General features: G+C 64.4%; 24 protein-coding genes and 1 pseudogene. 16 read left to right on the top strand and 9 right to left on the bottom strand.

What is annotated here, in order from left to right:
- The first annotated feature begins 91 nt into the window (after positions 1–91).
- The 4 genes from BHD06_RS04815 (at position 92) to BHD06_RS04800 (ending at position 4,688) form a co-directional block, all read left to right on the top strand.
- Positions 92–823 carry an SDR family NAD(P)-dependent oxidoreductase gene (locus BHD06_RS04815; RefSeq protein ID WP_080455849.1) on the top strand — a complete coding sequence of 244 codons (732 nt, stop codon included), beginning with the start codon at positions 92–94 and terminating at the stop codon, positions 821–823.
- Positions 824–925: 102 nt separating this feature from the next.
- Positions 926–1,936 carry a pyruvate dehydrogenase (acetyl-transferring) E1 component subunit alpha gene (pdhA, locus tag BHD06_RS04810; RefSeq protein WP_080455848.1) on the top strand — a complete coding sequence of 337 codons (1,011 nt, stop codon included), beginning with the start codon at positions 926–928 and terminating at the stop codon, positions 1,934–1,936.
- 15 nt (positions 1,937–1,951) lie between these two features.
- Complete coding sequence (locus BHD06_RS04805) at positions 1,952–3,328, top strand: pyruvate dehydrogenase complex E1 component subunit beta (protein ID WP_080455847.1); 1,377 nt, start codon at positions 1,952–1,954, stop codon at positions 3,326–3,328.
- Between the two features lie 13 nt (positions 3,329–3,341).
- Positions 3,342–4,688, top strand: coding sequence for a pyruvate dehydrogenase complex dihydrolipoamide acetyltransferase (locus BHD06_RS04800; protein WP_080455846.1), 1,347 nt, complete (start codon positions 3,342–3,344; stop codon positions 4,686–4,688).
- Between the two features lie 90 nt (positions 4,689–4,778).
- Here BHD06_RS04800 and BHD06_RS04795 read toward each other — a convergent pair whose 3' ends face one another.
- Genes BHD06_RS04795 through gpmI form a run of 3 tightly spaced genes read right to left on the bottom strand, consistent with a single transcriptional unit; the run spans position 4,779 to position 8,767 of the window.
- On the bottom strand, positions 4,779–6,119 hold the full coding sequence (locus BHD06_RS04795) for a S41 family peptidase (RefSeq protein ID WP_080455845.1): 1,341 nt from the start codon (positions 6,117–6,119) through the stop codon (positions 4,779–4,781).
- A gap of 3 nt (positions 6,120–6,122) precedes the next feature.
- A complete protein-coding gene (locus BHD06_RS04790; RefSeq protein ID WP_080455844.1) occupies positions 6,123–7,256 on the bottom strand; it encodes a murein hydrolase activator EnvC in 1,134 nt (377 codons plus the stop codon).
- Positions 7,253–8,767, bottom strand: coding sequence for a 2,3-bisphosphoglycerate-independent phosphoglycerate mutase (gene gpmI, locus BHD06_RS04785; RefSeq protein WP_080455843.1), 1,515 nt, complete (start codon positions 8,765–8,767; stop codon positions 7,253–7,255). The genes BHD06_RS04790 and gpmI overlap by 4 nt, the downstream gene beginning before the upstream one ends.
- Positions 8,768–9,079: 312 nt before the next feature.
- Here gpmI and BHD06_RS04780 point away from each other — a divergent pair, with 312 nt between their 5' ends.
- The gene (locus BHD06_RS04780; protein WP_080455842.1) at positions 9,080–9,457 is read left to right on the top strand and encodes a DUF4189 domain-containing protein; all 378 of its coding nucleotides are present in this window, start codon (positions 9,080–9,082) and stop codon (positions 9,455–9,457) included.
- A 545-nt stretch (positions 9,458–10,002) separates the two neighbouring features.
- Here BHD06_RS04780 and BHD06_RS22895 read toward each other — a convergent pair.
- Both BHD06_RS22895 and ettA read right to left on the bottom strand, forming a co-directional pair.
- Complete coding sequence (locus BHD06_RS22895; RefSeq protein ID WP_176214279.1) at positions 10,003–10,266, bottom strand: hypothetical protein; 264 nt, start codon at positions 10,264–10,266, stop codon at positions 10,003–10,005.
- 259 nt (positions 10,267–10,525) lie between these two features.
- Positions 10,526–12,181 (bottom strand): energy-dependent translational throttle protein EttA, encoded by a 1,656-nt coding sequence (gene ettA / locus BHD06_RS04775; protein ID WP_080455841.1) that lies wholly within the window; start codon positions 12,179–12,181, stop codon positions 10,526–10,528.
- A 188-nt stretch (positions 12,182–12,369) separates the two neighbouring features.
- Between ettA and BHD06_RS04770 the strand changes: the two genes are divergently transcribed.
- Positions 12,370–13,551 carry an alpha/beta hydrolase gene (locus tag BHD06_RS04770; protein WP_176214278.1) on the top strand — a complete coding sequence of 394 codons (1,182 nt, stop codon included), beginning with the start codon at positions 12,370–12,372 and terminating at the stop codon, positions 13,549–13,551.
- Between the two features lie 14 nt (positions 13,552–13,565).
- Here BHD06_RS04770 and BHD06_RS04765 read toward each other — a convergent pair.
- Positions 13,566–13,758: pseudogene (locus tag BHD06_RS04765) on the bottom strand (universal stress protein); the annotation flags it as partial.
- 255 nt (positions 13,759–14,013) lie between these two features.
- Here BHD06_RS04765 and BHD06_RS04760 point away from each other — a divergent pair.
- The 3 genes from BHD06_RS04760 (at position 14,014) to BHD06_RS04750 (ending at position 16,824) form a co-directional block, all read left to right on the top strand.
- A complete protein-coding gene (locus BHD06_RS04760; RefSeq protein WP_139784632.1) occupies positions 14,014–15,096 on the top strand; it encodes an acyltransferase in 1,083 nt (360 codons plus the stop codon).
- Between the two features lie 62 nt (positions 15,097–15,158).
- Positions 15,159–16,376 carry an MFS transporter gene (locus BHD06_RS04755; protein ID WP_080455839.1) on the top strand — a complete coding sequence of 406 codons (1,218 nt, stop codon included), beginning with the start codon at positions 15,159–15,161 and terminating at the stop codon, positions 16,374–16,376.
- A gap of 61 nt (positions 16,377–16,437) precedes the next feature.
- Positions 16,438–16,824 (top strand): hypothetical protein, encoded by a 387-nt coding sequence (locus BHD06_RS04750; RefSeq protein WP_080455838.1) that lies wholly within the window; start codon positions 16,438–16,440, stop codon positions 16,822–16,824.
- A 12-nt stretch (positions 16,825–16,836) separates the two neighbouring features.
- Here the strand turns inward: BHD06_RS04750 and BHD06_RS04745 are convergent, their stop codons facing one another.
- Positions 16,837–17,709, bottom strand: a complete 873-nt coding sequence (locus tag BHD06_RS04745; protein WP_080455837.1) for an NAD(P)-dependent oxidoreductase — start codon at positions 17,707–17,709, stop codon at positions 16,837–16,839.
- Between the two features lie 98 nt (positions 17,710–17,807).
- Here BHD06_RS04745 and BHD06_RS04740 point away from each other — a divergent pair, with 98 nt between their 5' ends.
- Positions 17,808–20,285, top strand: coding sequence for a penicillin acylase family protein (locus BHD06_RS04740; RefSeq protein WP_080455836.1), 2,478 nt, complete (start codon positions 17,808–17,810; stop codon positions 20,283–20,285).
- A 12-nt stretch (positions 20,286–20,297) separates the two neighbouring features.
- Here BHD06_RS04740 and BHD06_RS04735 read toward each other — a convergent pair whose 3' ends face one another.
- A complete protein-coding gene (locus BHD06_RS04735) occupies positions 20,298–21,329 on the bottom strand; it encodes a fatty acid desaturase (protein WP_080455835.1) in 1,032 nt (343 codons plus the stop codon).
- 138 nt (positions 21,330–21,467) lie between these two features.
- Here BHD06_RS04735 and BHD06_RS04730 point away from each other — a divergent pair, with 138 nt between their 5' ends.
- Positions 21,468–22,193: a TspO/MBR family protein gene (locus BHD06_RS04730; RefSeq protein WP_080455834.1), complete on the top strand. Its 726-nt coding sequence runs from the start codon at positions 21,468–21,470 to the stop codon at positions 22,191–22,193.
- Positions 22,194–22,653: 460 nt separating this feature from the next.
- On the opposite strand, the gene BHD06_RS04725 is transcribed toward BHD06_RS04730, so the two are convergent.
- Positions 22,654–22,917 carry a DUF6356 family protein gene (locus BHD06_RS04725; RefSeq protein WP_307718121.1) on the bottom strand — a complete coding sequence of 88 codons (264 nt, stop codon included), beginning with the start codon at positions 22,915–22,917 and terminating at the stop codon, positions 22,654–22,656.
- 62 nt (positions 22,918–22,979) lie between these two features.
- Between BHD06_RS04725 and BHD06_RS04720 the strand changes: the two genes are divergently transcribed.
- The 5 genes from BHD06_RS04720 (at position 22,980) to BHD06_RS04700 (ending at position 26,500) form a co-directional block, all read left to right on the top strand.
- Positions 22,980–23,447, top strand: coding sequence for an Lrp/AsnC family transcriptional regulator (locus BHD06_RS04720; RefSeq protein ID WP_080455833.1), 468 nt, complete (start codon positions 22,980–22,982; stop codon positions 23,445–23,447).
- 323 nt (positions 23,448–23,770) lie between these two features.
- Positions 23,771–24,109, top strand: coding sequence for a multidrug efflux SMR transporter (locus BHD06_RS04715; RefSeq protein ID WP_080455832.1), 339 nt, complete (start codon positions 23,771–23,773; stop codon positions 24,107–24,109).
- Positions 24,110–24,191: 82 nt separating this feature from the next.
- Positions 24,192–24,608 carry a Fur family transcriptional regulator gene (locus BHD06_RS04710; RefSeq protein ID WP_080455831.1) on the top strand — a complete coding sequence of 139 codons (417 nt, stop codon included), beginning with the start codon at positions 24,192–24,194 and terminating at the stop codon, positions 24,606–24,608.
- A gap of 9 nt (positions 24,609–24,617) precedes the next feature.
- On the top strand, positions 24,618–25,529 hold the full coding sequence (locus tag BHD06_RS04705) for a cation diffusion facilitator family transporter (RefSeq protein ID WP_080455830.1): 912 nt from the start codon (positions 24,618–24,620) through the stop codon (positions 25,527–25,529).
- Positions 25,530–25,600: 71 nt separating this feature from the next.
- Positions 25,601–26,500: a DMT family transporter gene (locus tag BHD06_RS04700; RefSeq protein WP_080455829.1), complete on the top strand. Its 900-nt coding sequence runs from the start codon at positions 25,601–25,603 to the stop codon at positions 26,498–26,500.
- The last annotated feature ends 69 nt before the right edge of the window (positions 26,501–26,569 follow it).

The following is a 26,569-nucleotide window of genomic DNA, read 5'->3' as shown; positions in this document are numbered from 1 at the left end:
GTTAGCCGTTGTGCAATGCCCTGCCAAGGGCCGTTGCACCTGCGCCCCGCTGCGCTAGGGTCAGCGCAAGGCATCAGGAAAGGACACGGGCATGACTGAACAGCGGACATTGCTTCTGACCGGGGCGAGCCGGGGGATCGGTCACGCCACGGTGCAACGGTTCAACGCCGCAGGCTGGCGGGTGATCACATGCTCGCGGCATCCCTTTCCCGCCGAATGCCCCTGGGGCGGTGGCGAAGACAACCATATCCAGATCGACCTTGCCGATCCCAAGGACGTGATCGAGAAGGTCGAGGCGATCCGCGCGAAATTGGGTGGGCGGCTCGACGCGCTGGTCAACAATGCGGGCATTTCACCCAAAGGGCCGGAGGGTGAGCGGCTTGATACGATCAGCACCGATCTGCGCACATGGGGGCAGGTGTTTCACGTCAATTTCTTTGCCCCCGTGGTGCTGGCGCGCAGCCTGAAAAACGAGTTGGCGGCGGCCAAAGGGGCCGTGGTCAACGTGACCTCTATCGCGGGCGCACGGGTGCATCCCTTCGCAGGGGCCGCCTATGCCACCTCCAAGGCGGCGCTGGCCGCGCTAACCCGTGAAATGGCGCATGATTTCGGACCTTTGGGGGTGCGCGTCAACGCCATCGCGCCGGGTGAGATCCGCACCGCGATCCTGTCGCCGGGCACCGAGGATCTGGCCGATCGCCTGCCGATGCGCCGATTGGGCGAGCCAAGGGAAGTGGCCGATACGGTCTATTTCCTCTGCACCGAAGGCTCCTCCTACATTTCCGGCACCGAGATCGAGATCAACGGCGCGCAGCACGTCTAGGGCGCGCCGCCCGGGCCAAATTCACCCTCGCAACGTGGGCGCGATTGGTGTAAGAAATGGTTTAATGCTAAACTATATTCGCCAACAAGGAGTTGCCCACCCATGGCCACCCGGAAAAGCGCAAAGAAACCAAACGTTTCCGCAGATGAACTCAAGCAATATTACCGCGACATGCTGCTTATCCGGCGATTCGAGGAGAAGGCCGGCCAGCTTTATGGCATGGGGCTGATCGGCGGCTTCTGCCATCTCTATATCGGGCAGGAGGCCGTCGTCGTCGGCCTCGAGGCCGCCGCCGACGAGGGCGACAAGCGCATCACCACCTACCGCGATCACGGCCACATGCTCGCCTGCGGGATGGACCCCAAGGGCGTGATGGCCGAACTCACCGGTCGCGAGGATGGCTACAGTCGCGGCAAAGGCGGCTCGATGCACATGTTCTCGACCGAAAAGCAGTTCTACGGCGGTCATGGCATCGTGGGGGCCAACGTGCCGCTCGGCGCAGGTCTCGCCTTTGCCGACAAATACCTCGAGAACGACCGCGTCACCTTCGCCTATTTCGGCGATGGCGCGGCCAATCAGGGTCAGGTCTACGAGACCTTCAACATGTCCGCCCTCTGGCAGTTACCGGTGGTCTTCGTGATCGAGAATAATCAATACGCCATGGGCACCTCGCAGCAACGCTCCACCTCCTCGCCCGACATCTACCATCGGGGCGAAGCTTTCGGCATCCCCGGCGAGATGGTCGACGGCATGGACGTGCTCGCGGTGAAAGAGGCCGGCGACAAGGCCGTCGCGCACTGCCGTTCGGGCAAGGGGCCGTATATCCTGGAGATCAAGACCTACCGCTATCGCGGCCACTCGATGTCTGACCCGGCCAAGTACCGCACCCGCGAGGAGGTGCAGAAAATGCGCGAGGAGAAAGACGCCATCGAACATGTGCGCGACCTGCTGATTTCCGGTGGCCATGCCTCCGAAGAGGATCTCAAGGCCATCGACAAGGAAATCAAGGAAGTCGTCAACGCCAGTGCCGATTTCGCCAAGGAAAGCCCGGAGCCCGCAACGGACGAACTCTGGACCGACATCATCGCCGACGTGGCACCGCAGAACGCCTGAGGAGGAGAGACGACAATGGCAACCGAAATTCTCATGCCCGCCCTCTCCCCCACGATGGAGGAAGGCACCCTCGCCAAATGGCTGGTCAAGGAAGGCGACACCGTCAATGCCGGTGACATCATGGCCGAGATCGAAACCGACAAGGCCACGATGGAATTCGAGGCCGTGGACGAAGGCACCATCGGCAAGATCCTGATCGAGGACGGCACCGAAGGGGTCAAGGTCAACACCCCTATCGCCGTTCTGCTGGAGGAAGGCGAAAGCGCCGACGATATCGACACCGCATCAAACGCCCCGGCCGCGAAAGCCAAGCAAAGCGACACCGACGAGCAGAAATCCACCCCCGCCGAGGCCAAGGCCCCCGCTGCCCCCAAATCCGACACCAGCCCGGACTGGCCCGAAGGCACCGAGATGCAGACCATGACGGTGCGCGAGGCGCTCAATACTGCCATGGCCGAGGAAATGCGCCGGGACGACACGGTCTTCGTCATGGGCGAGGAGGTCGCCGAATATGAGGGGGCCTACAAGATCACCCAGGGCCTTCTGGATGAGTTCGGCGCGAAACGTGTGATCGACACGCCGATCACCGAGCACGGATTTGCCGGGATCGGCGTCGGTGCATCCTGGGGCGGATTGCGCCCCGTCGTCGAATTCATGACCTGGAATTTCGCCATGCAGGCTATTGACCAGATCATCAACTCCGCCGCCAAGACGCTTTACATGTCGGGTGGACAGATGGGCAGTCCCATCGTTTTCCGTGGCCCCAACGGCGCCGCCGCCCGCGTCGGCGCCCAGCACAGTCAGGACTATGCCGCCTGGTATGCCCAGGTCCCCGGCCTGCGCGTCGTGCAGCCCTATTCCGCCGCCTGCGCCAAGGGCCTGCTGAAAAGCGCAATCCGCGACCCGAACCCGGTGGTCTTCCTCGAAAACGAGATCCTCTACGGCAAGTCCTTCGAGGTGCCCAAGATGGATGATTTCACCATCCCCTTCGGCAAGGCCAAGATCTGGCGCGACGGCGCGGACGTGACCATCGTCAGTTTTGGCATCGGCATGACCTACGCGCTGGAGGCCGCTGAGAAACTCGCCGAGGACGGCATCGACGCCGAGGTGATCGACCTGCGCACCCTGCGCCCGATGGACACCGACACGGTGATCCAGTCGGTGATGAAAACCAACCGCTGCGTCACCGTCGAGGAAGGCTGGCCCACCCCCTCGATCGGCAGCTACATCTCGTCGGTGCTGATGCAAAAGGCGTTCGACTATCTCGACGCGCCGGTGATCAACTGCACCGGCAAGGACGTGCCGATGCCCTACGCGGCCAATCTCGAAAAGCTGGCGCTGACCTCGACCGCCGAGGTGATCGACGCCGTGCGCCAAGTGACCTACCGGTAAGGAGAGCGACGCGATGCCAACCGAAATTCTCATGCCCGCCCTCTCGCCCACGATGGAAGAGGGCACGCTCGCCAAATGGCTGGTCAAGGAGGGCGACACCGTCAACGCGGGCGACCTTCTGGCCGAGATCGAGACCGACAAGGCCACGATGGAATTCGAGGCCGTGGACGAAGGCACCATCGGCAAGATCCTGATCGAGGACGGCACCGAAGGGGTCAAGGTCAACACCCCTATCGCCGTTCTGCTGGAGGAAGGCGAAAGCGCCGACGATATCGACAGCGACTCGGGGAGCGCCCCGAAATCAGCCGATGCGGCAGAGCCCGCCAAGGACGAAAAGACCAGCGAAACACAGGGCGGCGAGGGCTCCGGCAAAGGCAAGACCACCGAGCCGGTTGCCAAGTCCGACACCGCTGCCCCGGCAGCCCCCAAGAACGACAGCGGCGAGCGTATCTTCGCGTCGCCCCTCGCCCGCCGGATTGCTGCGGAAAAGGGGCTGGATCTCGGCCAGATCAAGGGCTCCGGCCCGCATGGCCGCATCGTGCGTGCCGATGTGGAGGGTGCCAAGCCCGCAGCGGCGCCCGCCAAGGAGGCCGCCAAACCGGCGGACAAGGCCCCTGCCCCGGCCTCGGGCCCCTCGTCGGATGCCGTCATGGCGATGTACGAAGGCCGCGAGTTCGAGGAGGTCAAGCTTGACGGGATGCGCAAGACCATCGCCGCGCGCCTGACCGAGGCCAAGCAGACCGTACCGCATTTCTACCTGCGCCGCGAAATCAAGCTGGACGCGCTGTTGAAATTCCGTGGGGACCTCAACAAGCAGCTTGAGTCGCGCGGCGTGAAACTGTCGGTCAACGACTTTATCATCAAGGCCTGTGCGCTCGCGTTGCAGGCGGTGCCCGATGCCAATGCCGTCTGGGCCGGCGACAAGGTGCTCAAACTGAAACCCTCGGACGTGGCCGTCGCCGTCGCCATCGAGGGCGGGCTGTTCACGCCGGTCCTCAAGGATGCCGAGATGAAATCGCTGTCGGCGCTGTCGGCAGAGATGAAGGACCTGGCCAAGCGCGCCCGCGACCGCAAGCTGGCGCCGCAGGAATACCAGGGCGGGACCTTCGCGATCTCCAACCTCGGCATGTTCGGGATCGAGAATTTCGACGCCGTGATCAACCCGCCGCATGGCGCGATCCTCGCCGTCGGCGCGGGGCAGAAAAAGCCGGTGGTGGGGGCGGACGGCGAATTGACCGTGGCCACGGTGATGTCCGTGACCCTGTCAGTCGATCACCGGGTGATCGACGGGGCCATGGGCGCAGACCTGCTTAAGCAGATCGTAGAGAACCTCGAGAACCCGATGGTGATGCTGGCCTGATCATACGGTCGGCCGCTGCCGCATTTCGGAACGAAAAAACCCGTCCGCTGCAAGCTGGACGGGTTTTTTCTTTTCACACGCGCGGGCAGGTCATTCCGCCTGCTGGCTGCCGCCAATGACCGACAATCCGCGCAGGATATCCACGGCATAGGCCAGCTGGTAATCCTCTTCGCGCAGCTTGGCGGCCTCTTCGGCGCGGGCGCGGTCCTCTTCGATCTGCTTGATCTCGTCCTCGCTCAGGCTGTCATTATTCAGACGGCCCCGCAGATCGGCCTCGGAACGACCGGGACGGATCTCCTGCTCTTCCTCCGTCTCCTCGCGGCGCGGCGGCTGCTGCACAAGGATATCGGGGCTGACCCCGAGCGCCTGAATGGACCGGCCCGACGGTGTATAATACCGCGACGTGGTCAGACGCATCGCGCCGTTGCCCCGAAGCGGCATCACCGTCTGCACCGAGCCCTTGCCGAAGCTCTTGGTGCCCACAACGATGGCGCGGTGATGATCCTGCAGGGCACCTGCGACGATCTCAGACGCGCTTGCAGAGCCGCCGTTGATCAGCACCACGATGGGCTTGCCGCCCGCCAGATCGCCCTCGGTCGCGTTGAAGCGCTCGCCATCCTGCGGATCGCGGCCCCGCGTGCTCACGATCTCGCCCTTGTCGAGGAACGCATCCGACACCTTGATCGCCTGCGTCAGCAGACCGCCGGGATTGTTGCGCAGATCAAGCACGATGCCGCTCACGTTCTCCATCCCGCCAAGCGCCTCGATCTGCTCTTTCAGACCGCTTTCGAGATTGGGATAGGTGTTGTCGTTGAAGGTGGTCACCCGCAGTACCACCGCATCGCGTTCCACACGCGAGCGGACTGCCGTAAGCTCGATTGTGTCGCGGATGATCGACACGTCGAACGGCTCCGCCTCGCCCTCGCGCACTACGGTGATCACGATCTCGCTGCCGATTGGGCCGCGCATCAGTTCGACCGCGTCGTTGAGGGTCAGGCCAAGCAGGCTCTCGCCATCGACATGGGTGATGAAATCGCCCGACTCGATGCCGGCCTGATCGGCGGGGGTGCCATCCATCGGCGAGACCACCTTGACAAAGCCGTCCTCCTGCGTGACCTCGATGCCCAGTCCGCCGAACTCGCCGCGCGTCTGCACCTGCATGTTCTCGGCATCCTCGGGCGAGAGATAGCTGGAATGCGGATCGAGCGATGTCAGCATACCGTTGATCGCGGCCTCGATCAGGTCCTTGGTCTCGACCTCCTCGACATATTGCGCGCGGATACGCTCGAAGATGTCGCCGAAAAGATCGAGCTGCTCATAGACATTGCTCGACTTCGCGCTCTCCTGCGCCAGCAGGGGGGCCGCCACCTGCGTCGTCGCAATCGCGCCTGTCAGGATGCCGACGGATGCGGCCATCAGGAATTTTCTCATGTCTCAGTCTTCCTTGTCGGTTCTGAACCACGTAAGCGGGTCCACCGGTGAATTGTCTTGACGCACTTCGATATAGAGCGTCTGGCTCCTTTGGGCACCCGCCTTCGGCGGATCAGCGGCCAGAAGCAGATCGCCGTCCGCGCCCGCCCCGCCCATGAGGCCCACCGGACTGCCCCCGGGCAGGACCTGACCGGTCTGACCATAAACAACATCGAGACCGGCGAACACCAGAAGAATCCCGGCCTGCGGCTCCAGAATGATCACATTTCCGTAGTCGAGCAAGGGGCCGCGATAGCGCACCGTCGCAGGTGCGGGCGTGGTGACCAGCGCGCGGGGCCGCGTGGCCAAAACGATGCCGGGCCGGGTGATTCCTGCCGCGTCGGCCTCGCCCGCCCGGCGCAGGACGACCCCCTCGACCGGCAGCGCCAGATTGCCCTTGCGCGGGGTGATCTCGGGCAGGCTTCCGGGGGCTTCGTCCACCGCGATCTCGCTTAGCCCGCTGGCAAAGCCCTCCAGCGTCTCGGTCGAGGCAATGAGCAGCGCGGTCTTGACCGGGTCCTCGGTGAAACGGCGCGGCAGGCTGGTGCGCTCTGCCATGGCCTCGCTCAGCGCGGTGCGCGCCGCCTGCACGCCCTCCAACCCGTCCTGCAACTTGTCCGCCGCGCTTTGTTGCAAGGCCCGCAGCACGCTCAGTTCCTGCACCTTGTCGCGCAGATCCATCGCGCGGGTATCCAGCGCAGGGGCCACCTCGGACAGGATCATGCCCGCCCGCGCGGTGCCCACTGGCCCTGACGGGTGCATCATCAGCACCGGCACCGGGGCCGCACCCAAGGTCTGCAACACACCCAGAAGCCGCGCGATCTCGTCCTCGCGTGCCTGCAATTCCGCGCCAAGCGCCTGTTCGCGCAGCGCGGCGCGGCGCAATCCCTCGCGCATCGCCTCCAGCCCGTCCTCATAGGCCCCGACCACCTGCGTCAGCGCCTTTACGCGGTTCTGCGCACCCTCAGCCTGCGCCAGTTGCTCGGCCGCCCGATTCAGCTGATCTACCGCCGCACGCGCCGCGACCGATGGCTCGTCTGCTGCGACCGGCATCGCCGCCAGCGCAACCAACACGACGCAGGCCCAAAGCGCCCTCATGCCAGCAGACTCTCGCCGGTCATTTCGCCGGGCTGCGGCAGGCCCATCAGCGCCAGCACCGTGGGTGCCAGATCGGCCAGCCGCCCGCCCTCGCGCAACTGCGCGCCGTCGGGCCCGCCCACAAGGATGACAGGCACCGGGTTGAGCGTATGCGCGGTATGCGGCCCGCCGGTCTCGGGATCGACCATCACCTCGCAATTGCCGTGATCGGCGGTCACGATCATCGCGCCGCCTGCCGCCTCCAGCGCGTCGAGCACGCGGCCAAGCCCCGCATCCACGGCCTCGCACGCCGCCATCGCGGCCTTCAGATCGCCGGTATGACCAACCATGTCGGGATTGGCATAGTTGACGACGATCAGGTCATACCCCTCGCGGATAGCCTCGACCAGATGATCGGTGACCTCGGTCGCCGACATCTCGGGCTGCAAATCATAGGTCGCCACATCCGGCGACGCCGCCATATAGCGTGTCTCGCCCGCCTCCGGCTCTTCCTTGCCGCCATTGAGGAAAAAGGTCACATGCGGGTATTTTTCGGTCTCGGCGAGGTGAAACTGCCGCAACCCGTGATCGGCGACCCAGGCCCCCAGCGTGTTGACGATGTCGCGCGAGGGAAACACCGTGTCGAGCCAGGCGTTATGCGCCTCGGAATATTCCACCATACCGAGACATGCGGCCCATTCGGGCACCGCACCCCGATCAAAGGCGTCAAAACCCGGATCCACCATCGCCTGTAATATCTCGCGCGCCCGGTCGGCGCGAAAGTTGAGACAGAACAGCCCGTCACCGGGGGCCACCCCCCGGTAATCGCCGATCACCGTGGCGGCGATGAACTCGTCGCTCTCGGAGCGCGCATAGGCATTGGTCACGGCCATGCGCGGATCGGCGGCGCGCAGGCCCTGTCCCCGCATCATCGCCTCATAAGCTTCCTGCACGCGCGACCAGCGATTGTCGCGGTCAAGCGCGAAATAGCGCCCGGTCACGGTGGCGATACATACGCCATCGGGCAGATCCTCGATCAGCCGCGCCAGATGACTGCGGGCCGAACGCGGGGCGACATCGCGCCCGTCGGTGATCGCATGCAGGATCACCGGCACACCCGCCGCGCGGATCACCCGGGCAGCGGCCACGATATGGCGCAGATGCCCGTGCACCCCGCCATCCGACACCAGCCCCATCAGATGCGCCGCGCCGCCGCTCTCCTGCAACTTGGCGATGAACCGCAGCAAAGCCTCGTTGCGCGCAAAACTGCCATCCTCGATGGCAAGGTCGATCTGCCCGAGGTCCATCGCCACCACGCGCCCCGCACCGATATTGGTATGGCCCACCTCGGAATTGCCCATCTGCCCGCGCGGCAGGCCCACATCGGGGCCGTAGGTGATCAGCGTGGCATTGGGGCAGGTCGCCATCAGCCGGTCGAAATTCGGCGTTCGCGCCAGGTGCGGCGCATTCGCCTCGGTGCGCGCGCTCAACCCCCAGCCATCGAGGATACACAGGACGACGGGTTCGGACATGCTCTCTCCTGTCTTGCTCTGGCGGTCTTCTAACGCGTCGGGGGGCCGGGGTGAAGCGGATAGCCGCATCATCGCGGGAAATCGGCGCGTCCTGCCGGTGCCCAGAAAAACATCACCCGATACTGTTATGACTCCACACGCGGCTCCTTGCGGCCCGAAAATCCCAGGCAAAGCGTCGACAAATCCGGGAGCACCTAAGTGTCACTTCAGGCCGGGTTGGTGAGTTCAGCCTTGAAAACGGGCGCAAAATCGGCCAGAATTCAGTTATCTCATTTGCCAGAATTCAGTTATCTCAATTGAAAGAAACCGTTCATGCATACCCGTCACGTGGCCCAGCTCATTTTCGCGTCCTTCGCCAGCACGCTAATCTTCGCCGCCGGTCCTGCCGCTGCCTGCAAATACGGCACCTGCTGGAACGCGGTCGCGGTGGGCTCGGACGGCGCGGCGGGCTACGCCGCCGATCAGGCCACTGCACCCCGCGCCCATAAACGTGCCGCTCGCGGCTGCGGCGCGAAGTGTACGGCAGTCGAAGTGTTTGACGGCGGCTGTGGCGCACTTGCGACCTCTCGTAGCGGCACCGCACATCTTGGGCTTGGCCCGAGCCGGAACAAAGCCCGTACCAACGCCATGGAAGAATGCAGCAGCCTTGGCGCGTTCTGCACCTTCCGCGTCGGTATCTGTTCGCGGTAACCGCCGCATCATCCGGCCAACGGGTTGTCCAAGGACTCCCGTCTGAGAATTCCCATTACCGGATCGAGGATTCTGACCCTCGCTGTGCTATCGAGCGATTTCGTTCGTAGCTTAGCCGAACTTCAGAAGGTCGGTTCCAATTTGCATGAAGCAATCACGGTTATCGAGACGGGGCAGAACAGGTCAGGCCACTCGACATGGTTTCCAGCCCAAAACGGTGCCCGCCGGGTGATGGTCGACGCGCGCGTTGCGGCCGTCGATTACGCGGCGGTGAGTTTGGGATAGTTTTTCAGAGACATGGTTGGGCGTGACCCAGCCTGCCCTCATGAGCGCCTTCTTCGCGCGGAATCGAGGGCCGCCAGGCCCGCCGCGCGATCGTCATACTGAAAGCATGCCTCCGGCATGACGCGCCCCCACGCGGCGGCGATTTGGTGAGGCTGGGTGCGCCGGATCGAGGTTCTTCGGATACGGCGAGATAAAGTGCCCCGATCCCCCGTCGGATCGCCCCCGCGCGCGTCGGCAATCGCGCGACGGGCCTTGCGCCTTTATCTTGTGAAAAGGTTTATGGCTAAAATACCGCCCATCAATAGAATAATGAAAAATGAAGGAACAGAATAATAGGCAAAATCGTCAGGCGGTTCACCACCAAAAATACGGTATCGAATGTATGAAAATATAAAAAGAGCGCTGGCTATGAGCCAAAGTGTAAGCAAAAAAAGTAGTCCTTTTCCAATACCAATTGGAAGGAAGTCCGCTTTGCTCATCGCCCACCCCAAAGTATCAGCAAAGCGGTGAACCCACTCTAACATTATGCTGCCCTCCACTCCTGCCGTCATTTAGCGCAACACGTGCGTGCAGTCTGTCAATGTTTCTTCGGGTAGCTTTGGGACCGTGACGCAACTTTGTTATGTCAGTCAAGGTCGCAAACTTCATCTCCCACATTTACCGCCGTAGGCGCGCCGATGAAGCACAGAGGTAGCTCATCAGTCGGCGCACTAAATGTCATCCTCGGGCTTGACCCGAGGATCTCCATGGCCAAGAGATCCCCGATCAAGTCGGGGATGACGACTACCTCGCAAACTTCTTATACTTCACCCGCTTCGGCTCGAGCGCGTCCGGCCCCAACCGCCGCTTCTTGTCTTCCTCGTAATCCGAAAACGCACCTTCGAACCATTCGACATGGGCCTCGCCCTCGAAGGCGAGCATGTGGGTGCAGATGCGGTCGAGGAAGAAGCGGTCGTGGGAGATGACCACGGCGCAGCCGGCGAAATCGACGAGAGCGTCTTCCAGAGCGCGCAGGGTTTCAACGTCGAGGTCGTTGGTGGGCTCGTCGAGCAGGAGCACGTTGCCGCCCTCTTTCAGCAGCCGCGCCATGTGCACCCGGTTGCGTTCGCCGCCCGATAGCAGCGAGACCTTTTTCTGCTGATCCCCGCCCTTGAAGTTGAACGCGCCGCAATAGGCGCGGGAATTCATCTGGGCGTCGCCCAGCTGAATGATCTCGGCCCCGCCGGAGATCGCCTCCCACACGGTCTCGTCTGCCTTGAGGTCATCGCGGGACTGGTCGACATAACTCAGCTCCACCGTGTCGCCGTAGTCGATGCTGCCTTCGTCCGGTTTTTCCTGCCCGGTGAGCATCTTGAAGAGGGTGGATTTACCCGCGCCGTTGGGGCCGATCACGCCGACGATGCCGCCGGGGGGCAGAGAAAAGCTGAGATCCTCGATCAGGAGCTTGTCGCCCATGGCCTTTTTCAGCCCCTCGACCTCGATCACCTTGGAGCCGAGACGCGGCCCGTTGGGGATGACGATCTGGGCGCGGCCGACCTTCTCGCGCTCGGACTGGTTCGCCAGTTCGTTATAGGCGTTGATCCGGGCCTTTTGCTTGGCCTGACGCGCCTTGGCCCCCTGCCGCATCCATTCCAGTTCGCGTTCCAGCGTCTTCTGCTTGGACTTGTCTTCCTTGGCCTCGCGCTCCAGCCGTTTGGCCTTTTGCTCCAGCCAGGCGGAATAGTTGCCCTCGTAGGGGATGCCGCGGCCGCGGTCCAACTCCAGAATCCAGCCGGTGATCGAGTCGAGGAAATAGCGGTCATGGGTGACGATCAGGATCGTGCCCTTGTAGTCGATGAGGTGCTGTTGCAGCCAGGCGATGGTTTCGGCGTCGAGGTGGTTGGTCGGCTCGTCCAGGAGCAGCATGTCGGGCGCTTCGAGCAGCAGCTTGCAGAGTGCCACGCGACGTTTCTCGCCGCCCGAGAGGGTGGTGACGTCGGCCTCGTCGGGGGGGCAGCGCAGCGCCTCCATCGAGACGTCGATCTGGGCGTCGAGATCCCAGAGGTTGTCGCTGTCGATCTCGTCCTGAAGCTGGGCCATCTCGTCGGCGGTCTCATCCGAGTAGTTCATCGCCAGTTCGTTGAAGCGATCCAGCTTGGCCTTCTTGGCGGCAACCCCCAGCATGACGTTTTCGCGCACGGTGAGGCTTTCATCGAGATGCGGCTCCTGCGGGAGGTAGCCGACGCGGGCCCCCGTCGCGGCCCAGGCCTCGCCGGTGAAGTCGGTGTCGAGGCCGGCCATGATCTTCATCAGGGTGGATTTACCCGCGCCGTTCACACCGACGACGCCGATCTTCACGCCGGGCAGAAAGCTGAGATGGATGTTCTCAAAGCACTTCTTGCCGCCCGGGTAGGTCTTGGAGACGCCCTGCATGTGATAGACATATTGATAGGCTGCCATGGTCGTGCCGCTCCGCTGGTTTGGGGGGTTGATCGGGGGTGGTGATAGCGGTCATGGGCGGCGGGGGCAATGGGTTGCGCGTGACCCGGAACCGCCGTCACATCACTGTGCCGTTCGGGGCATCGCCTCTTGTCCGGGGCGCGGGATGCGTCATAGTGGAGGCGTCGGAGCATTGCGAGGGGTCGATCATGCGTCTTTGCGCGCGTCTTGTCTCGATCATGGCCCTTATCGGGCTGGCGGCCTGCGGCGGGACCACGGCGCTGCCGGTGATGCCGGGGGATACGGCCCCGCAATCGCCGCTCTTTTATGTGACCGACCGTGCCACGACCGCGACGCAGGCGGGCGTGATCACCTACACACCACGCCGCGATGCGGCCATGGGCTTTGGCATCGCTGAGGTCGAGACCGCGCCCCCCGGCCCCGAGTTGCGCGCGGTGCGCGAGGTGGTGCGTTTTCCGGCAACGCCACTGCTCTTTACGCAGGAGGCGGGCGTGATCGTGCCCGATGCCGGGGCGATGCGGCGTTATGAGGCTGCGGGCGCGCGGATGAGTGACACGCTGGGCCGGGCCCTGCGCGCCACGCCGGGGCGCGACATCCTGCTCTATGTGCACGGCTTCAACAGCAGTTTCGAGAATACGCTGGAGACCACGGCCCGGCTCTGGCAGGCGATCGACCGGCAGGCACTGCCGGTGGCCTATAGCTGGCCGTCGGGCAATCCCGGCCCGTTCGGCTATTTCAAGGATCGCGAGAGCGGCGAGTTCTCGATCTTTCACCTCAAGGAGACGCTGCGCCTGCTGAGCGGCCTGCCTGGGCTGGGCCGCATTCATATCGTGGCCCATAGCCGGGGCAGCGATGTGGTGACCACGGCGCTGCGCGAGTTGGTGATCGAGGCGCGTGCCGCCGGGCGCGATCCGCGGGACAGCCTGCGGGTCGAGACGCTGATCCTCGCGGCGCCCGATCTCGATTTCTCGGTGGTGCGGCAACGGCTGATCGCGGAACGCTTCGGCCCCGCCTTTGGCCGGATCACGGTCTACATGAACCCCGATGACAGCGCACTTGGCTTTGCGCAGCTTCTGATGGCCGGCATGCGGTTTGGCCGCTTGTCCTATGACCATCTGGGCGAGGCCGAGCGCGAGATCTTCCGGCGTATCCGGAACGTGCATTTCATCAATGTGAGCGCGGTCACGGGGCAAGCCAGCCATAGCTATTTCAGCCGCAACCCCGAGGTTCTGGCCGATATGGCCACCGTCATTACCACCGGCGCGGACCCCGACAGCCCCGCACGCAACCTGATCCATGCGGAGGCGAATTTCTGGCGTCTGGTGCTGGTGCGCGATCCGGTCCTCGACCAGTTGCGCGGGGATCGCTGAGACCCGGCGGGGGCTCAGCGCATCAACACCACCGGCACCTTGCACGAGCGCACCATCTCGGTGGTGGTCGAGCCGATGATCAGGCTACGGATGCGGCTATGGCTATAGGCACCCATCACCAGCATGTCGAAAATCGGCCTCGTCCACCAGCTTGCCCAATACCGCACCAGGCTGGCCCGCGATCACGCCGGTCACGGCGTCGATGCCCCCCCGTCCGGCACGACCTTATCCAGCGCCAGGCTGAAATCAGAGCCGTTCAAGACGGCCATGCACGAGCCATGTCACGACCGTCTCGCGCGCCTGTCGAATGGCCACGGGGGCCAGGCCGCCGACGCGCCGAGAGCCTGCCTGTTTCTGCGGCGTTGCAGCAGTGTTTCCGCGTTGGCCCCTCGTCATGCTTGATCGGGCCACGGTGCCGCAGTAGGGTCTGATCTCGGGGGCGTAGCGGCGCGGGAACGGGCATTGGACTTTCGCGAGTATCTGGGGCGTCGCCATTTCGCCAATCTCGACGGGCTGCGCTTCGTCTGCATCTCGATGGTACTCTGGCATCACGCGATCCCCGGAGATCTGCAAGCGATACAAATACTTTCGCGCGGTTTTCTCGGTGTCGATTTCTTCTTCGTGCTCAGCGGCTTTCTGATCACCACGCTGCTTTTGCGCGAGGCGCGGGAATATGGAAAGTTCTCGATCCGGGATTTCTATATCCGCCGCGCGCTGCGCATCCTGCCGGTCTATGTCTTCGTGGTCTCGGCGGTCTCGGTCTACTATGTCGGGCTCAACGGGCGCTCTGATCTCGCCGACCTGGTGCCGTTTTACTACCTCTTCCTGTCGAATTTCCTGACCGACCATATCCCCACGCTTTCGATCACGTGGTCGCTGTCGGTGGAAGAGCAATATTACGTGATCTGGCCGCTGATGATGCTCTTGCTTACCCGCCGCCCGCTGGTCTGTCTGGCGCTGGTCGTGGTGGCGGCGAATGTGCTGGGCAGCATGGGGGTTTTCGGCCTCTGCGCACCACAGATCGGCCCGCTGACCCTGAAACTGCCCAATGCCACCTATGCGCCGATCATCATGGGGGCGCTGCTCGCGCTCGCGCTCGACCACCCGCGTGGCCATGCGCTGGCCGCGCGGGTGCTGGGTGGGCGCTGGACCGCGCTTGTGGGCCTTGCCCTGCTCGCGCTCGCCATTCACCTCACCCCGGCCGAGATCCGCGGCTGGCCCAACCTGCTGATCCATTCGCTGATGACCGCAACCCTCGCCGCGCTCGTCCTGCGCGAGGACAATGGCGGGCTGGGCCTGCTGCGGCAACCGATGATCGCCCGGGTGGGGGCCATCAGCTATGGCATCTATCTCTATCATCTGATCGCGCTCGACATCGCCAACCGCGCCTTTGGCCTGGCGGGGGTCGCGAATGACTGGGCGCTGCTCGCAGTCTACAGCCTGCTGTCGGTTCTGATCGCCGAGGCCAGCTTTCGCACGCTCGAGGCCTGGTTCCGCCGCTTTCGCCCGAAACCGAAACCAAACCCGGCACCGCAGCCGGGTTGATCCGCGCGGCGGCAGCGCAATCCCCCTTGCACCTTCCCGGCCCCGGGTCTAGCAAGCTGCCCATGACCGATGCCGCCCTGCATATCGACGACAGTCGCGCCAAGCGCAACGTGGCCGTTCTGGTGGCGGCACAGGCGATCCTTGGCGCGCAGATGCCGATGATCTTCGTGGTGGGCGGGCTTGCCGGACAATCGCTGGCCTCCAACGTCTGTTTCGCCACATTGCCGATCTCGCTGATCGTTCTGGGTTCGATGTTCTCGGCCACGCCCGTGTCGTATATGATGCAGCGCTATGGCCGCCGCGCGGGCTTTATGATCGGGGCGCTTGCGGGGGCAATCGGCGGGCTTGTCGGGGCCTATGGCCTCTACGTGGCGTCCTTTCCGATCTTTCTGGCAGGCAGTTTCATCACCGGCACCTATATGTCGGCGCAGGGATTTTACCGCTTCGCCGCAGCCGACACCGCCAGCGAGACCTTCCGCCCCAAGGCGATTTCCTATGTCATGGCCGGGGGCCTATTGAGCGCCATCATCGGGCCGCAGCTGGTCAAGCTCACGTCACAGGCGATGGTGATCCCGTTTTTCGGCACCTATCTGGCGGTGATCGCGCTCAATCTTGCGGGCGCGTTCCTGTTCCTGCTGCTCGATATCCCGAAGCCGCCCGTGCCATCAGAGGATGCGCCGCGCGGACGCTCGCGCATGGAACTGCTGAAAACCCCGCGAATCGCAGTGGCGGTGATCTGCGCGATGGTGTCCTACGCGCTGATGAACCTGGTGATGACCTCGACGCCGCTTGCCGTGGTGGGCTGCGGCTTTGACGAGGGCAACGCGGCCGATATCGTCACCGCGCATGTGCTGGCAATGTATATCCCGTCGTTCTTTACCGGCCATCTGATCGTGCGCTTCGGGGTGGAAAAGATCGTCGCAACCGGGCTGATCATCCTTGCCGGTGCGGGCGCGGTGGCGCTCTCGGGGGTGCAACTGGAGCATTTCTTCGTGGCGCTGATCCTGCTGGGGCTGGGCTGGAATTTCGGCTTTATCGGGGCCACCACAATGCTGGCGGGGGCCCATGCCCCGCATGAGCGCGGGCGTATGCAGGGGCTGAACGATCTGCTGGTCTTTGGCGGGGTGACCTTTGCATCGCTCGCCTCGGGCGGGCTGATGAATTGCTCGGGCAGCTCCGCGCAGGCGGGCTGGACCGCGGTCAACCTCGCCATGGCGCCCTTCCTGATGCTGGCGGGGGCGGCGCTGATCTGGCTGGTGATGCGCCCGCGCACGGCGTGATCGCTGGCGTCAGCCGGGGTTTTTGAGTATTTTTGCCATAAAGAAACAGGAGGGGCGCGCCGTGATTTCAGAGATTTTGCACAGCTATCGTCGCCTGCCGCTTTGGGTGCAGCTTTGGGTGGCGGTGATCCTCGTGCCGGTGAACGCGGCGTCATTGGCCTTTCTGGCAGAGCCTTTTGGCCTGTGGCTGGCGGCGCTGGCGGTGGGGGCGATGCTGTGTAACGGCGTGATCATGCTGGTCGAGCGGGGCTTTTCCAAGCTGATGGCGCTGCCGCATGTGCTGATCTGGACGCCGATGCTAGGGCTGGTGCTGTGGCTGCTGACGCAGGACATTGAGCCCGCCTATTGCACCTACCTGCTGATCGTGCTGGCGGTCGATGCGGTCTCGTTGGTCATGGATGCCATCGACACGCGCAAATGGCTGTCAGGCGACCGCGAGATCGCCTGACACCGGTGATGTTTAGCCCAACTTGCGCAGGCGCGCGAAGAGGCTGGAGGTGTCCCAACGCCCGCCGCCCATCTTCTGCACGTCCTTGTAGAACTGATCGACAAGAGCTGTGACCGGCAGGCTCGCGCCGGTCTCGTCTGCGGTTGACAGACAAATGCCCAGATCCTTGCGCATCCAGTCGACGGCGAAACCGTGCTCCCATTTGTCGTCGATCATGGTTTCGTAGCGGTTCGACATCTGCCACGAGCCGGCCGCCCCCTGGCTGATCACCTCGACCACGGCGCGCCCGTCAAGCCCCGCCTTCTCGGCGAAATGCAGCGCCTCGCTGAGGCCCTGCACCAGCCCCGCGATGGCAATCTGGTTGCACATCTTGGTCATCTGGCCCGCGCCGCTATCGCCGATGCGGCGGCAGAGCTTGGCATAGGTGGTCATGATCGGCTCGGCCGCGTCATAGGCGGCCTGATCGCCGCCGCACATGATCGACAGCTGTCCATTCTCGGCCCCCGCCTGACCGCCCGATACGGGCGCGTCGACGAATTGCTGCCCGCCTGCGCGCGCGCCTGCGTAAAGCTCTGCCGTGACCTTGGACGAGACCGTCGTGTGGTCGACAAAGATCGCGCCGTCGCCCATGCCCGCAAAGGCCCCGTCGCCGCCCAGGCAGACGCTGCGCAGGTCGTCGTCATTGCCGACGCAGGCCATCACGAACTCGGCGCCTTGGGCGGCCTCGCGCGGGGTGGGTGCATGCCGCCCGCCATGCTGGGCCGCCCATTTTTCGGCCTTCGACGCGGTGCGATTATAGACGCAGACGTCATGGCCCGCCGCCTGAAGATGCCCCGCCATCGGATAGCCCATGACGCCCAATCCCAGAAATGCCAGCTTCGCCATTCTTCTCTCCTCCTGATCGCGTGTTGCCATTGTCTCAGGGGGGATTTCTGACTATCCCCGCAGGAGATGCAAGCAGAAACCCGGATGAGGCAGACCCTGTGGCAGTGGTAATCAAATGGCTTTTGCGCGCGGCGGGCGCGGTGGTGGTGCTGGCGCTGGTGGCGGTTCTGCTGGCCTATATACTGCTGTCGCGCTCGCTGCCGGAGTATGACAAGCGGCTCGCGGTGCGCGGGCTGGACGGCCCGGTCGAAATCGTGCGCGACAATGCCAACGTGCCGCATGTTTTCGGCAGCACCGATGCCGATACCTTCTTCGGGCTGGGCTATGCGCATGCACAGGACCGGCTGTGGCAGATGATGACCATGCGACGCACGGTGCAGGGGCGTCTGTCGGAGGTGTTCGGCGCGCGCACCGTCAAGATCGACAGCACGATGCGCCGTTTCGATCTCTATAACCTCGCGCGGCAATCGGTGGCGGCGCAGGACGCGCAGACGCTGGCGGCGCTCAAGGCTTATTCCGATGGCGTCAACGCGCGGATCACCGAGATCAATCAGGAGGCTCTGGGCCGGGGCGCGCCCGAGCAATTCCTGTTCAACGCCCCGATCGCGCCCTGGCAGCCTGCGGATTCGCTTGCCATGCTCAAGCTGATGGCGGTGCAACTCTCGGGTCATCTAGAGAACGAGGTGCTTTTTGCGCGGGCCTCGCTGGCGCTCGACGATGCCGCGCGACTTGACGATATCATGCCGCTCGCGCCGGGCAGCGGCATCGCCGCCCTGCCGGAATATGCCAGCCTGTTTCCGGGTGCGGAGTTTCGTCACGCTGCGGCAGAGCCGGACCTGACCGATGATCCGCTCTCGCCCTTCAAGCGGCGCGCCTTCGCCGGGGCCTCGAATGCCTTTGCCGCCGCGCCCTCGCGTTCGGCGGCGGGAGGCACGCTTTTGGCCAATGATCCGCATCTGGGGTTTTCGGCCCCGAACATCTGGTATCTGGCACGGCTGGAGTTGCAATCCGGCGGCGTGATCGGCGGCACCATTCCCGGCATTCCGGTCATCCTGACCGGGCGCAGTGCGCGGCTGGGATGGGGGGTGACCTCGTCCTATCTGGACGATCAGGACGTCTTCATCGAGAAACTGAATCCCGACAACACCGACCAATACCGCACGCCGGAGGGCTGGAAAAGCTTTCGCACCAGCCGCTCGATCATCGAGATCAAGGATGCCGATCCGGTCACCCTGACCCTGCGCTGGACCGACAATGGCCCGGTCCTGCCGGGCAGTCACTACAACCTTTCAGAGGTGACGCCGCCGGGCCATGTCGCCTCGGTCGCCTGGACCGCACTCAGTGGCGAGGACACCACGATGACCTCGGCGATGGGGCTGATGGGCGCGCAGTCGGTAGAAGAGGCGATCGAACTCAGCCGCCTCTACATCGCGCCGTCGCAAAACCTGGCACTGGTCGATCAGGACACCATCGCCCTGCGCCTGATCGGGGCGATGCCCCGGCGCAGCGCCCGGCACGAGAGCGAGGGGCGCATGCCCACGCGCGGCTGGCTGCCGGAAAATCGCTGGCAGGGCATGCTGCCCTTTGCCGCCAACCCCGAATTCGTGGCCCCCAAGGGCGGCATCCTGGGCAACACCAACAACAAGGTGGTGGATCGCCCGTTTCCGATGCATGTCAGCCATCTGTGGGGCGATACGCAACGGGTGCATCGCTGGCGCAGGCTGATGCAGGGACGCGCGGTGCATACCCGCGACAGCTTCATCGAGGCACAACTCGATACCGTCAGCTTCACCGCGCGTTCGATCCTGCCGCTGATCGGGGCCGATCTGTGGTTCACCGGTGAGGCCGCCCCCGAAGGCACCCCCGAGCGCCTGCGACAGCGCGCGCTCACCATGCTCGCCAACTGGAACGGCGAGATGAACGAGCACCTGCCCGAGCCCTTGATCTATGCCGCCTGGATGCGGGCGCTGATGGACCGGCTCATTCGCGACGATCTCGGGCCGCTCTCGCGCGACTTCGACCATCCCGACCCGGTCTTCATCGAGCGCGTCTTTCGGGATGTGGACGGGGCCGCGGCGTGGTGCGATGTCAAGCAGTCGGCGGCGCAGGAGACCTGTTCCGACATCTCGCGCATGGCGCTTGACGACGCGCTGATCTGGATCGAAGAGCGTTACGGCACATCGCTCGAAAGCCTGCGTTGGGGCGATGCGCATCAGGCGACGCATGATCATCAGGTGCTGGGCGAGGTGCCGCTCTTGCGCTATTTCGTCAACATCCGCCAATCCACATCGGGTGGCGACAACACGCTGCTGCGCGGGCGCACGCGCGGCGGCGGGGGGCCGGACCCGTTCCAGAACGTGCACGGGGCGGGCTATCGCGGGGTCTATGATTTCGCTGATCCCGACAGCAGCGTTTTCATCATCGCAACCGGCCAGTCGGGCCATTTCCTGAGCCGCCACTACGACGATCTGGCGCAGATCTGGCGGCGCGGGGAATATATCCCGATGTCGCTCGATCCCGATCTGGCGCGCGCCGCGACCGTGGGCGTGACGACGCTGCTGCCTGCGAGCGACTGAGCCGCGCGCGCGTCAGATGTCGAGCCGGGCATCCTGCGCGCGATAGGCCATGCGCGGCTGGCGCTCTGTCGGAAAGGGCACGAGGCGCTCAGCCTCTTCATCCCAGAGCTTGAGGCGGAAACTGGCGAGCGCCTCGGGCCAGCGGATCACGTCATGCGATTTCAGGGCGTCGGGCAGATCATTCTGGCAGCGGCGCAGGTTGTAGGAGGGAATGCCGGGATTGTAGTGGTGCAGATCGTGATAGGCGATGTTCCCGCTGCCCAGATCCCAGAGCCAGCCGAGATCAAGCGAGCTTGCCCCCACTAGCGTCGCCTTGCGGAAATCGAGATCGGGTTTGCGATCCCAGTAGGTCTCCTCGAAATTGTGCTGGAGGTAGACGAGGAACACCCCGACCACCCCGGCGATCACCGCGCTGAGCGCCAGCACGCTCACCCCCGCCCAGCCAAGCGTCAGCCAGACCAGCGCGACAAAGCCCGCCAGCATCAGGTTATGCGCGACCACGCCGCGCGCGCCGACCTTGCCGGTGTTGCGCGGCCAGCGATAGGCAAGGAAATAAGTCACGATCCCGCCCAGTGACAGCATCACCGCCGGGTTGCGGTAGAGACGATACCACGCCCGGGTATACCACGGCGCCGCCTGCCATTCGCGCAACGTCATGGTATAGACCTCGGTCGTCTCGCGGTGGTCGAGATTGCCGAGATAGGCGTGATGCAGGTTGTGATTGTACTGCATGACCCGGAACGGCGTCAGCGAGAAGATCGACAGGACATAACCCGCCGCATCGTTCAGCCAGCGTGTGGCGAAAAGCGAATAATGCCCGCAATCATGCTGTAATACGTAGAGCCGCACCGAGGCGAAGGCCAGCACGATGACCAGCGGCGCGGCGGCCAGCCACATCCCCTGCCCCGCGAGGCCCGCCCCGCCGATGAGGGCTGCGGCATAGACGGCAAGGGTGACGAGAAAGGACAGCGCGCCGCGCAGATCGCTCTTGGCGGTGTAGGGTCTGAGGAACGCACGCAGGGACTGATCTGGGGCAGTGGTCATGGGCGGTCTCCGTCGGAAAAGGGTCTCGCGTCCTTTAACCCTCAAGACTTGAACGTATCGTGGCGCAATGCAAGGGGGGGACCGGAATTTTCGACGCCAGGGATTGACGTGCGCCATGCAAGGGCGGATGCAGGTGGCATGAACCGCGCCCGCGCACTCGCCCACCTTGCCGCCGCCCTTGGCTTTGCCGCCTCGCCCTATCTGAGCGATGGCTTCAGCGGCTTTCGCCCGGACCAGTTTCCGGTGCCACAGGACAGCGCGCCGGTGCAGCCTGCGGGCTATGCCTTTGCGCTTTGGGGGGTGATCTATCTGTGGCTCACTGCCGGGGCGGGATACGGGCTCTGGCGGCGGGCCGGGGACGCGGGCTGGAGGCCCGCGCGCGGGCCGCTTATCGTGAGCCTGCTGATCGGGGTGGCGTGGATTCCGGTGGCCAAAGACTCGGTGCCCTGGGCGACGGTGATGATCTGGGCGATGCTGGTGACGGCGCTGGCCGCACTTGCGCGCACGCCGCGCGGTGATGCGGCCTGGCTGTCGGGGCCGGTCGGCCTTTATGCCGGCTGGCTCACGGCGGCAAGTTCGGTGGCGCTCGGACTGGTGCTGGCAGGCTATGGCTGGACCACGCAGGTTACCGCCGCCGCCCTCGCACTGCTGCTGGCGCTGATGATCGCGGCGGCGGTGTTGCTGCGGCTGCGCCCGGCCACGCCAAGCTATGCCGTGGGCGTCGTCTGGGCGCTGATCGGCATCATCGTGCAGAACGCGGGCGGCGGCAGCGGCGCGATCCTGGGGCTGGCGGCGGTCGGTGCGGTGCTGGTCGGCATGCTTGGCCTGCGCGGGCGCGAGCGTGGCGATCACCCGGTGCGGTGAGACGCGGGCTGCGTGTCTCAGAAACAGACGAGTTCGGCCTTGGCCTGCGCCCGGCGCAGATCGGCCACCATCGTCTGAGACACGGCCGCGCTCTGGCATTGGGATTGAGCAGATAGGTACGCCCGGCGCCCACCCGGCGCAATTCCTGCGCCGATGTTTCCTTGGGCAGGACCCCGGTCTCGAGACAGATCAGCGCATCCCTGAGACTCACGGTCTGTTCGATCGCGCAGTCCGGAACGACAACGGAGATTGCAGAGGCGAGCGCATCGCAATAAAGCGGATGATCGTTCACGATCAGAACCGAGGTCACCCGACGGCGCGGACGCAGTTCGGATCCCAGCTTCGTGACATTTCCCCCCCCCTGAGGAAATGTCTGACCCTGCTCTCTCGCGTTTTGCGAGATGCCAGTGGACGCGTTACATTCAACGCGCGACTGATAGCGCAGAGGTGATGCGCTTGCCTAGCCTCCTCGGTTGCGGGTCTGCGCGTGCATCCGCGCGATCATCCGGCTCGCCGTTGTCTCGAACACGCAGGGCAGGATGGCATGGATCAGCGCGGCAAACCCCGCCGCGAACAGCCGCAGCGCGAAGCCGCCCGCAAAGCCTGCATGCTCGAGATAGCTTTCCTCCACCTTGCGCGGGTGCTCCAGAAACAGCTTGGACATCATCGGTTCGGTCTCCTGTTCGTCATCTTGCACGATACTGGCCCAATTCCGGAGTGACATTATCCCGAATTTCCTGTATCAGAATTAATTATTGGGATATTTTCCACTGAAATAGCTGTTGAATGACAAACCTTGACGAATTTGACCGCAAGATCCTGACGGAAGTGCAACGCAGCGCCGATACCCCGCTCGACGCGCTCGGGCAGAAGGTGGGGCTGTCGCGCAATGCCTGCTGGCGGCGCATCAAGGCACTGGAAGCGGCGGGCGTTCTGCGCGCCCGGGTGGCGCTGCTCGATGCCGCAAAGATCGGCCTGCCGCTGGCCGTCTTCATGCAAATTCGCGCGGCGGCGCATGATGCCGACTGGCTGGACAAATTCGCCCGCGCGACCCGCGCCATGCCGCAAATCCAGGGGGTCTACCGCATGACCGGCGATCTCGATTACCTGATCTGCGCGCGGGTCGCGGATATGGCAGACTACGACCGCCTGTACCAGACGCTGATCGCGCGGGTGCCGATGGGCGATGTCTCGGCGAGTTTCGTGATGGAAGAGATCAAGCACAGCACGGAATTGCCGCTGGTCAAGGGGTGACGGGGCGGGCGTGTTGTAGCCTTGAGCGGACATAACGCCCCGCCAGGAGGTGCCGCGTGATCGCAAGGCCGGGGACTGGCGATGCAGCGTGTGTTGCGGGTACTTTCTGCCAGCCAAGTCATTGTCGCCTCGACACATTGCGCTCGCCCTCAAATCGCCAGGCCGCGGGACGGCCCGGCGATCGCGCGGCACCTTCGGTGCGTTTCGCGCGGGATGCGGCAACGGCAACTCCAGGCCAAACTCTTTCGCGTTTTTCCCGGTAGACCCGGCCCCACCCCTCGCGTATTCCGGGCACCAAACCCACCCCGAACCGAGAGCGCGCCATGATCCCCACGGTCTACGTCATCCTCTTTCTCGCCATCCTCGCCGAAACCGCAGGCACCACCGCCCTTCAGGCCAGCCAGCAATTCACCCGCCCGCTGCCCTCGGTCATCGTCCTCATAGCCTACGGGGTCAGCTTCTACCTGCTCGCCCTCACGCTGCGCACCATGCCGGTGGGCGTGGTCTATGCGATCTGGTCCGGCCTCGGCATCGTCTTCATCGCCGCCATCGGCTACGTGGTTTTCGGCCAGAAACTCGACCTGCCCGCGATCCTCGGGACCGGGCTGATCCTTGCGGGAATCGTCGTGATCCAGTTATTCTCGCGCTCAGCCCCGCATTAGACCGCCGCCACGCGGGCAAAAAGGGTGGCAACAGCCCCCGCTTGCCGCTATTGCAGCGACCGAAGACCACATGAGGCCGCCCATGCGCGACACCATCACCGAACGCTGCGAGGCCAAGGGCCTGCGCATGACCGATCAGCGCCGCATCATCGCCACGGTGCTGGAGGTCTCTGACGATCACCCCGACGTCGAGGAGCTCTATGGCCGCGCCTCGGGCGTCGATCCGCGGATTTCCATTGCCACGGTCTATCGCACCGTCAAGCTGTTCGAGGAGGCGGGGATCATCGACAAGCTGGAATTCGGCGACGGGCGCGCGCGGTATGAGGATGCCGAGCGCGACCATCACGACCATCTGATCGACATGAATTCCGGCGAGGTAATCGAATTCGTCGATCCCGAGATCGAGGCACTACAGGAGAAGATCGCCGAGAAACTCGGCTATCGCCTGATCGGTCACCGGCTGGAGCTATACGGCGTGCCGCTGAAACCCGGCAACTAGGCCGGGCACATGGTCACAGCGCCTGCACAACGCATCATGCGGATCGCCATCGGCAGCGTCCTAATTGGCCTTGCCGTGCTGACGCTCAAGGCCATCGCGTGGCAGGTGACCGGCTCGCTCGCGTTGATGTCGGACGCGCTCGAAAGCCTGGTGAACGTGGCCACCGCGCTGGCCGTCATCGTGGCGCTACGCGTGGCGCGTCGACCTGCCGATGACAATCACCCCTACGGCCACCACAAGGCCGAGTTCTTCTCGGCGGTGCTCGAAGGCGTGCTGATCGTCATCGCCGCCCTCTTCATCCTGCGCGAGGCCTATGCCGGGTTTCTCAGCCCGCGCGCACTCGACGCGCCGCTCGTGGGCCTTGCGATCAATGCCGGGGCCAGCCTGATCAACGGGGCCTGGGCCACTATCCTCATTCGCAACGGACGCCGCCACCGCTCGCCCGCGCTGGTGGCTGACGGGCGCCACCTGATGACCGATGTGGTCTCTTCCGTAGGGGTGCTGATCGGCGTCGCGCTCGCCTTTGCCACCGGCTGGTGGTGGCTCGATCCGGCGATGGCGGTGCTCGTGGCGCTCAACATCCTGTGGTCGGGATGGGTGGTGATCAAGGGATCATTGAGTGGGCTGATGGACGAGGCCGTCTCAAACGAGGAAATGGCCATCATCCGCCGTGTCATCTCTGACGCCGCCAGCGATGACGCTGCCCTTGAGGCGCACGACCTGCGCACCCGCCACGCGGGCCAAGTCACCTTCATCGACTTCCACCTCGTGATGCCCGGCGACACCACGGTCGAGGCCGCGCATGACCTCTGCGACCGGATCGAGGCGGCGCTGATGGACGCCCTGCCCGAGGCCCGCGTCACCATCCATGTGGAGCCCGAGCACAAGGCCAAGCATAGCGGCATTGTCGTGCTGTCATAGCTCTGCTGCTTCTCTGTGCAACGGACCTGCGCTAACAGGGTCAGACACCCTGACACGAAAGCCCCCCTGACATGGAAAACCTGCGCGGCAGCATCCTGATGGTCCTCGCGATGGCCGGTTTCGCGCTGGAGGACATGTTCATCAAGCGGCTGGCCGATACCTTGCCGGTGGGGCAGATCGTCATCTTTCTGGGCCTTGGCGGCGCGCTCATTTTCGGGGCAATCACCATGCGCCAGGGCCGCAGGCTGTGGTCGCGCGACCTGCTGTCGCGCCCGGTGCTCTTGCGCAATTTCGGCGAGATCGTCGGCACGTTGGGCTTTGTCACCGCGATTGCGCTCACGCCCTTGTCGTCGGCCTCGGCGATCCTTCAGGCCACGCCGCTCGCGGTCACGCTCGGCGCCGCGCTCTTTCTGGGCGAGGCCGTGGGCTGGCGGCGGTGGAGCGCCATTCTGGTGGGTTTCATGGGCGTGCTGATGGTGATCCGCCCGGGGCTGGAGGGCTTTGAGCCCGCCTCGCTTTTCGCCGTGCAGGGCGTGGTCGGTCTGGCGATCCGCGACCTGGCCACCCGCGCGGTGCCGCGCAGCATCTCCTCGATGCAGCTTTCGACCTATGCCTTTGCCTCGCTGGTGCCAACCGGGCTGATCCTGCTGGCGTTCAGCGGCACGCCCGCCCTGCCCTCGGGCCTCAACTGGCGCGATCTGGTGCTGGCGCTTCTCTGTGCGGTGGCGGCCTATTACGCCATCGTCGCGGCGATGCGGTTGGGCGATGTCGCGGTGATCACACCGTTCCGCTACTCGCGGCTGATCTTTGCGCTGATCATCGGGGTGACGCTGTTTGACGAGCGGCCGGATATCTGGACGCTGACCGGGGCCGCGATCATCATCGCCTCTGGCATCTACACGTTCTGGCGCGAAAGGCGACTAACGCGGCGCAGCCCCGCGCCCTCGGCCCCGATCAGCCCGCGCGGCTGAGCATTGCGCAGTTTGCAGCCGCCGCAAAACTTGCTAAGCCACGCGCAACGCAATTTGGTCCAAGGATTC

Source organism: Roseovarius sp. A-2, assembly GCF_002072155.1.
Taxonomy (GTDB): domain Bacteria; phylum Pseudomonadota; class Alphaproteobacteria; order Rhodobacterales; family Rhodobacteraceae; genus Roseovarius.
This window is presented reverse-complemented; position numbering and strand designations above follow the sequence as displayed.

Excerpts from the sequence above, each read along its gene's own strand:
- BHD06_RS04815 (WP_080455849.1), top strand. The coding sequence starts at position 92 with ATGACTGAACAGCGGACATTGCTTCTGACCGGGGCGAGCCGGGGGATC.
- pdhA (WP_080455848.1), top strand. The coding sequence starts at position 926 with ATGGCCACCCGGAAAAGCGCAAAGAAACCAAACGTTTCCGCAGATGAA.
- BHD06_RS04805 (WP_080455847.1), top strand. The coding sequence starts at position 1,952 with ATGGCAACCGAAATTCTCATGCCCGCCCTCTCCCCCACGATGGAGGAA.
- BHD06_RS04800 (WP_080455846.1), top strand. The coding sequence starts at position 3,342 with ATGCCAACCGAAATTCTCATGCCCGCCCTCTCGCCCACGATGGAAGAG.
- BHD06_RS04795 (WP_080455845.1), bottom strand. The coding sequence starts at position 6,119 with ATGAGAAAATTCCTGATGGCCGCATCCGTCGGCATCCTGACAGGCGCG.
- BHD06_RS04790 (WP_080455844.1), bottom strand. The coding sequence starts at position 7,256 with ATGAGGGCGCTTTGGGCCTGCGTCGTGTTGGTTGCGCTGGCGGCGATG.
- gpmI (WP_080455843.1), bottom strand. The coding sequence starts at position 8,767 with ATGTCCGAACCCGTCGTCCTGTGTATCCTCGATGGCTGGGGGTTGAGC.
- BHD06_RS04780 (WP_080455842.1), top strand. The coding sequence starts at position 9,080 with ATGCATACCCGTCACGTGGCCCAGCTCATTTTCGCGTCCTTCGCCAGC.
- BHD06_RS22895 (WP_176214279.1), bottom strand. The coding sequence starts at position 10,266 with ATGTTAGAGTGGGTTCACCGCTTTGCTGATACTTTGGGGTGGGCGATG.
- ettA (WP_080455841.1), bottom strand. The coding sequence starts at position 12,181 with ATGGCAGCCTATCAATATGTCTATCACATGCAGGGCGTCTCCAAGACC.
- BHD06_RS04770 (WP_176214278.1), top strand. The coding sequence starts at position 12,370 with ATGCGTCTTTGCGCGCGTCTTGTCTCGATCATGGCCCTTATCGGGCTG.
- BHD06_RS04755 (WP_080455839.1), top strand. The coding sequence starts at position 15,159 with ATGACCGATGCCGCCCTGCATATCGACGACAGTCGCGCCAAGCGCAAC.
- BHD06_RS04745 (WP_080455837.1), bottom strand. The coding sequence starts at position 17,709 with ATGGCGAAGCTGGCATTTCTGGGATTGGGCGTCATGGGCTATCCGATG.
- BHD06_RS04735 (WP_080455835.1), bottom strand. The coding sequence starts at position 21,329 with ATGACCACTGCCCCAGATCAGTCCCTGCGTGCGTTCCTCAGACCCTAC.
- BHD06_RS04730 (WP_080455834.1), top strand. The coding sequence starts at position 21,468 with ATGAACCGCGCCCGCGCACTCGCCCACCTTGCCGCCGCCCTTGGCTTT.
- BHD06_RS04725 (WP_307718121.1), bottom strand. The coding sequence starts at position 22,917 with ATGTCACTCCGGAATTGGGCCAGTATCGTGCAAGATGACGAACAGGAG.
- BHD06_RS04720 (WP_080455833.1), top strand. The coding sequence starts at position 22,980 with ATGACAAACCTTGACGAATTTGACCGCAAGATCCTGACGGAAGTGCAA.
- BHD06_RS04715 (WP_080455832.1), top strand. The coding sequence starts at position 23,771 with ATGATCCCCACGGTCTACGTCATCCTCTTTCTCGCCATCCTCGCCGAA.
- BHD06_RS04710 (WP_080455831.1), top strand. The coding sequence starts at position 24,192 with ATGCGCGACACCATCACCGAACGCTGCGAGGCCAAGGGCCTGCGCATG.
- BHD06_RS04705 (WP_080455830.1), top strand. The coding sequence starts at position 24,618 with ATGGTCACAGCGCCTGCACAACGCATCATGCGGATCGCCATCGGCAGC.
- BHD06_RS04700 (WP_080455829.1), top strand. The coding sequence starts at position 25,601 with ATGGAAAACCTGCGCGGCAGCATCCTGATGGTCCTCGCGATGGCCGGT.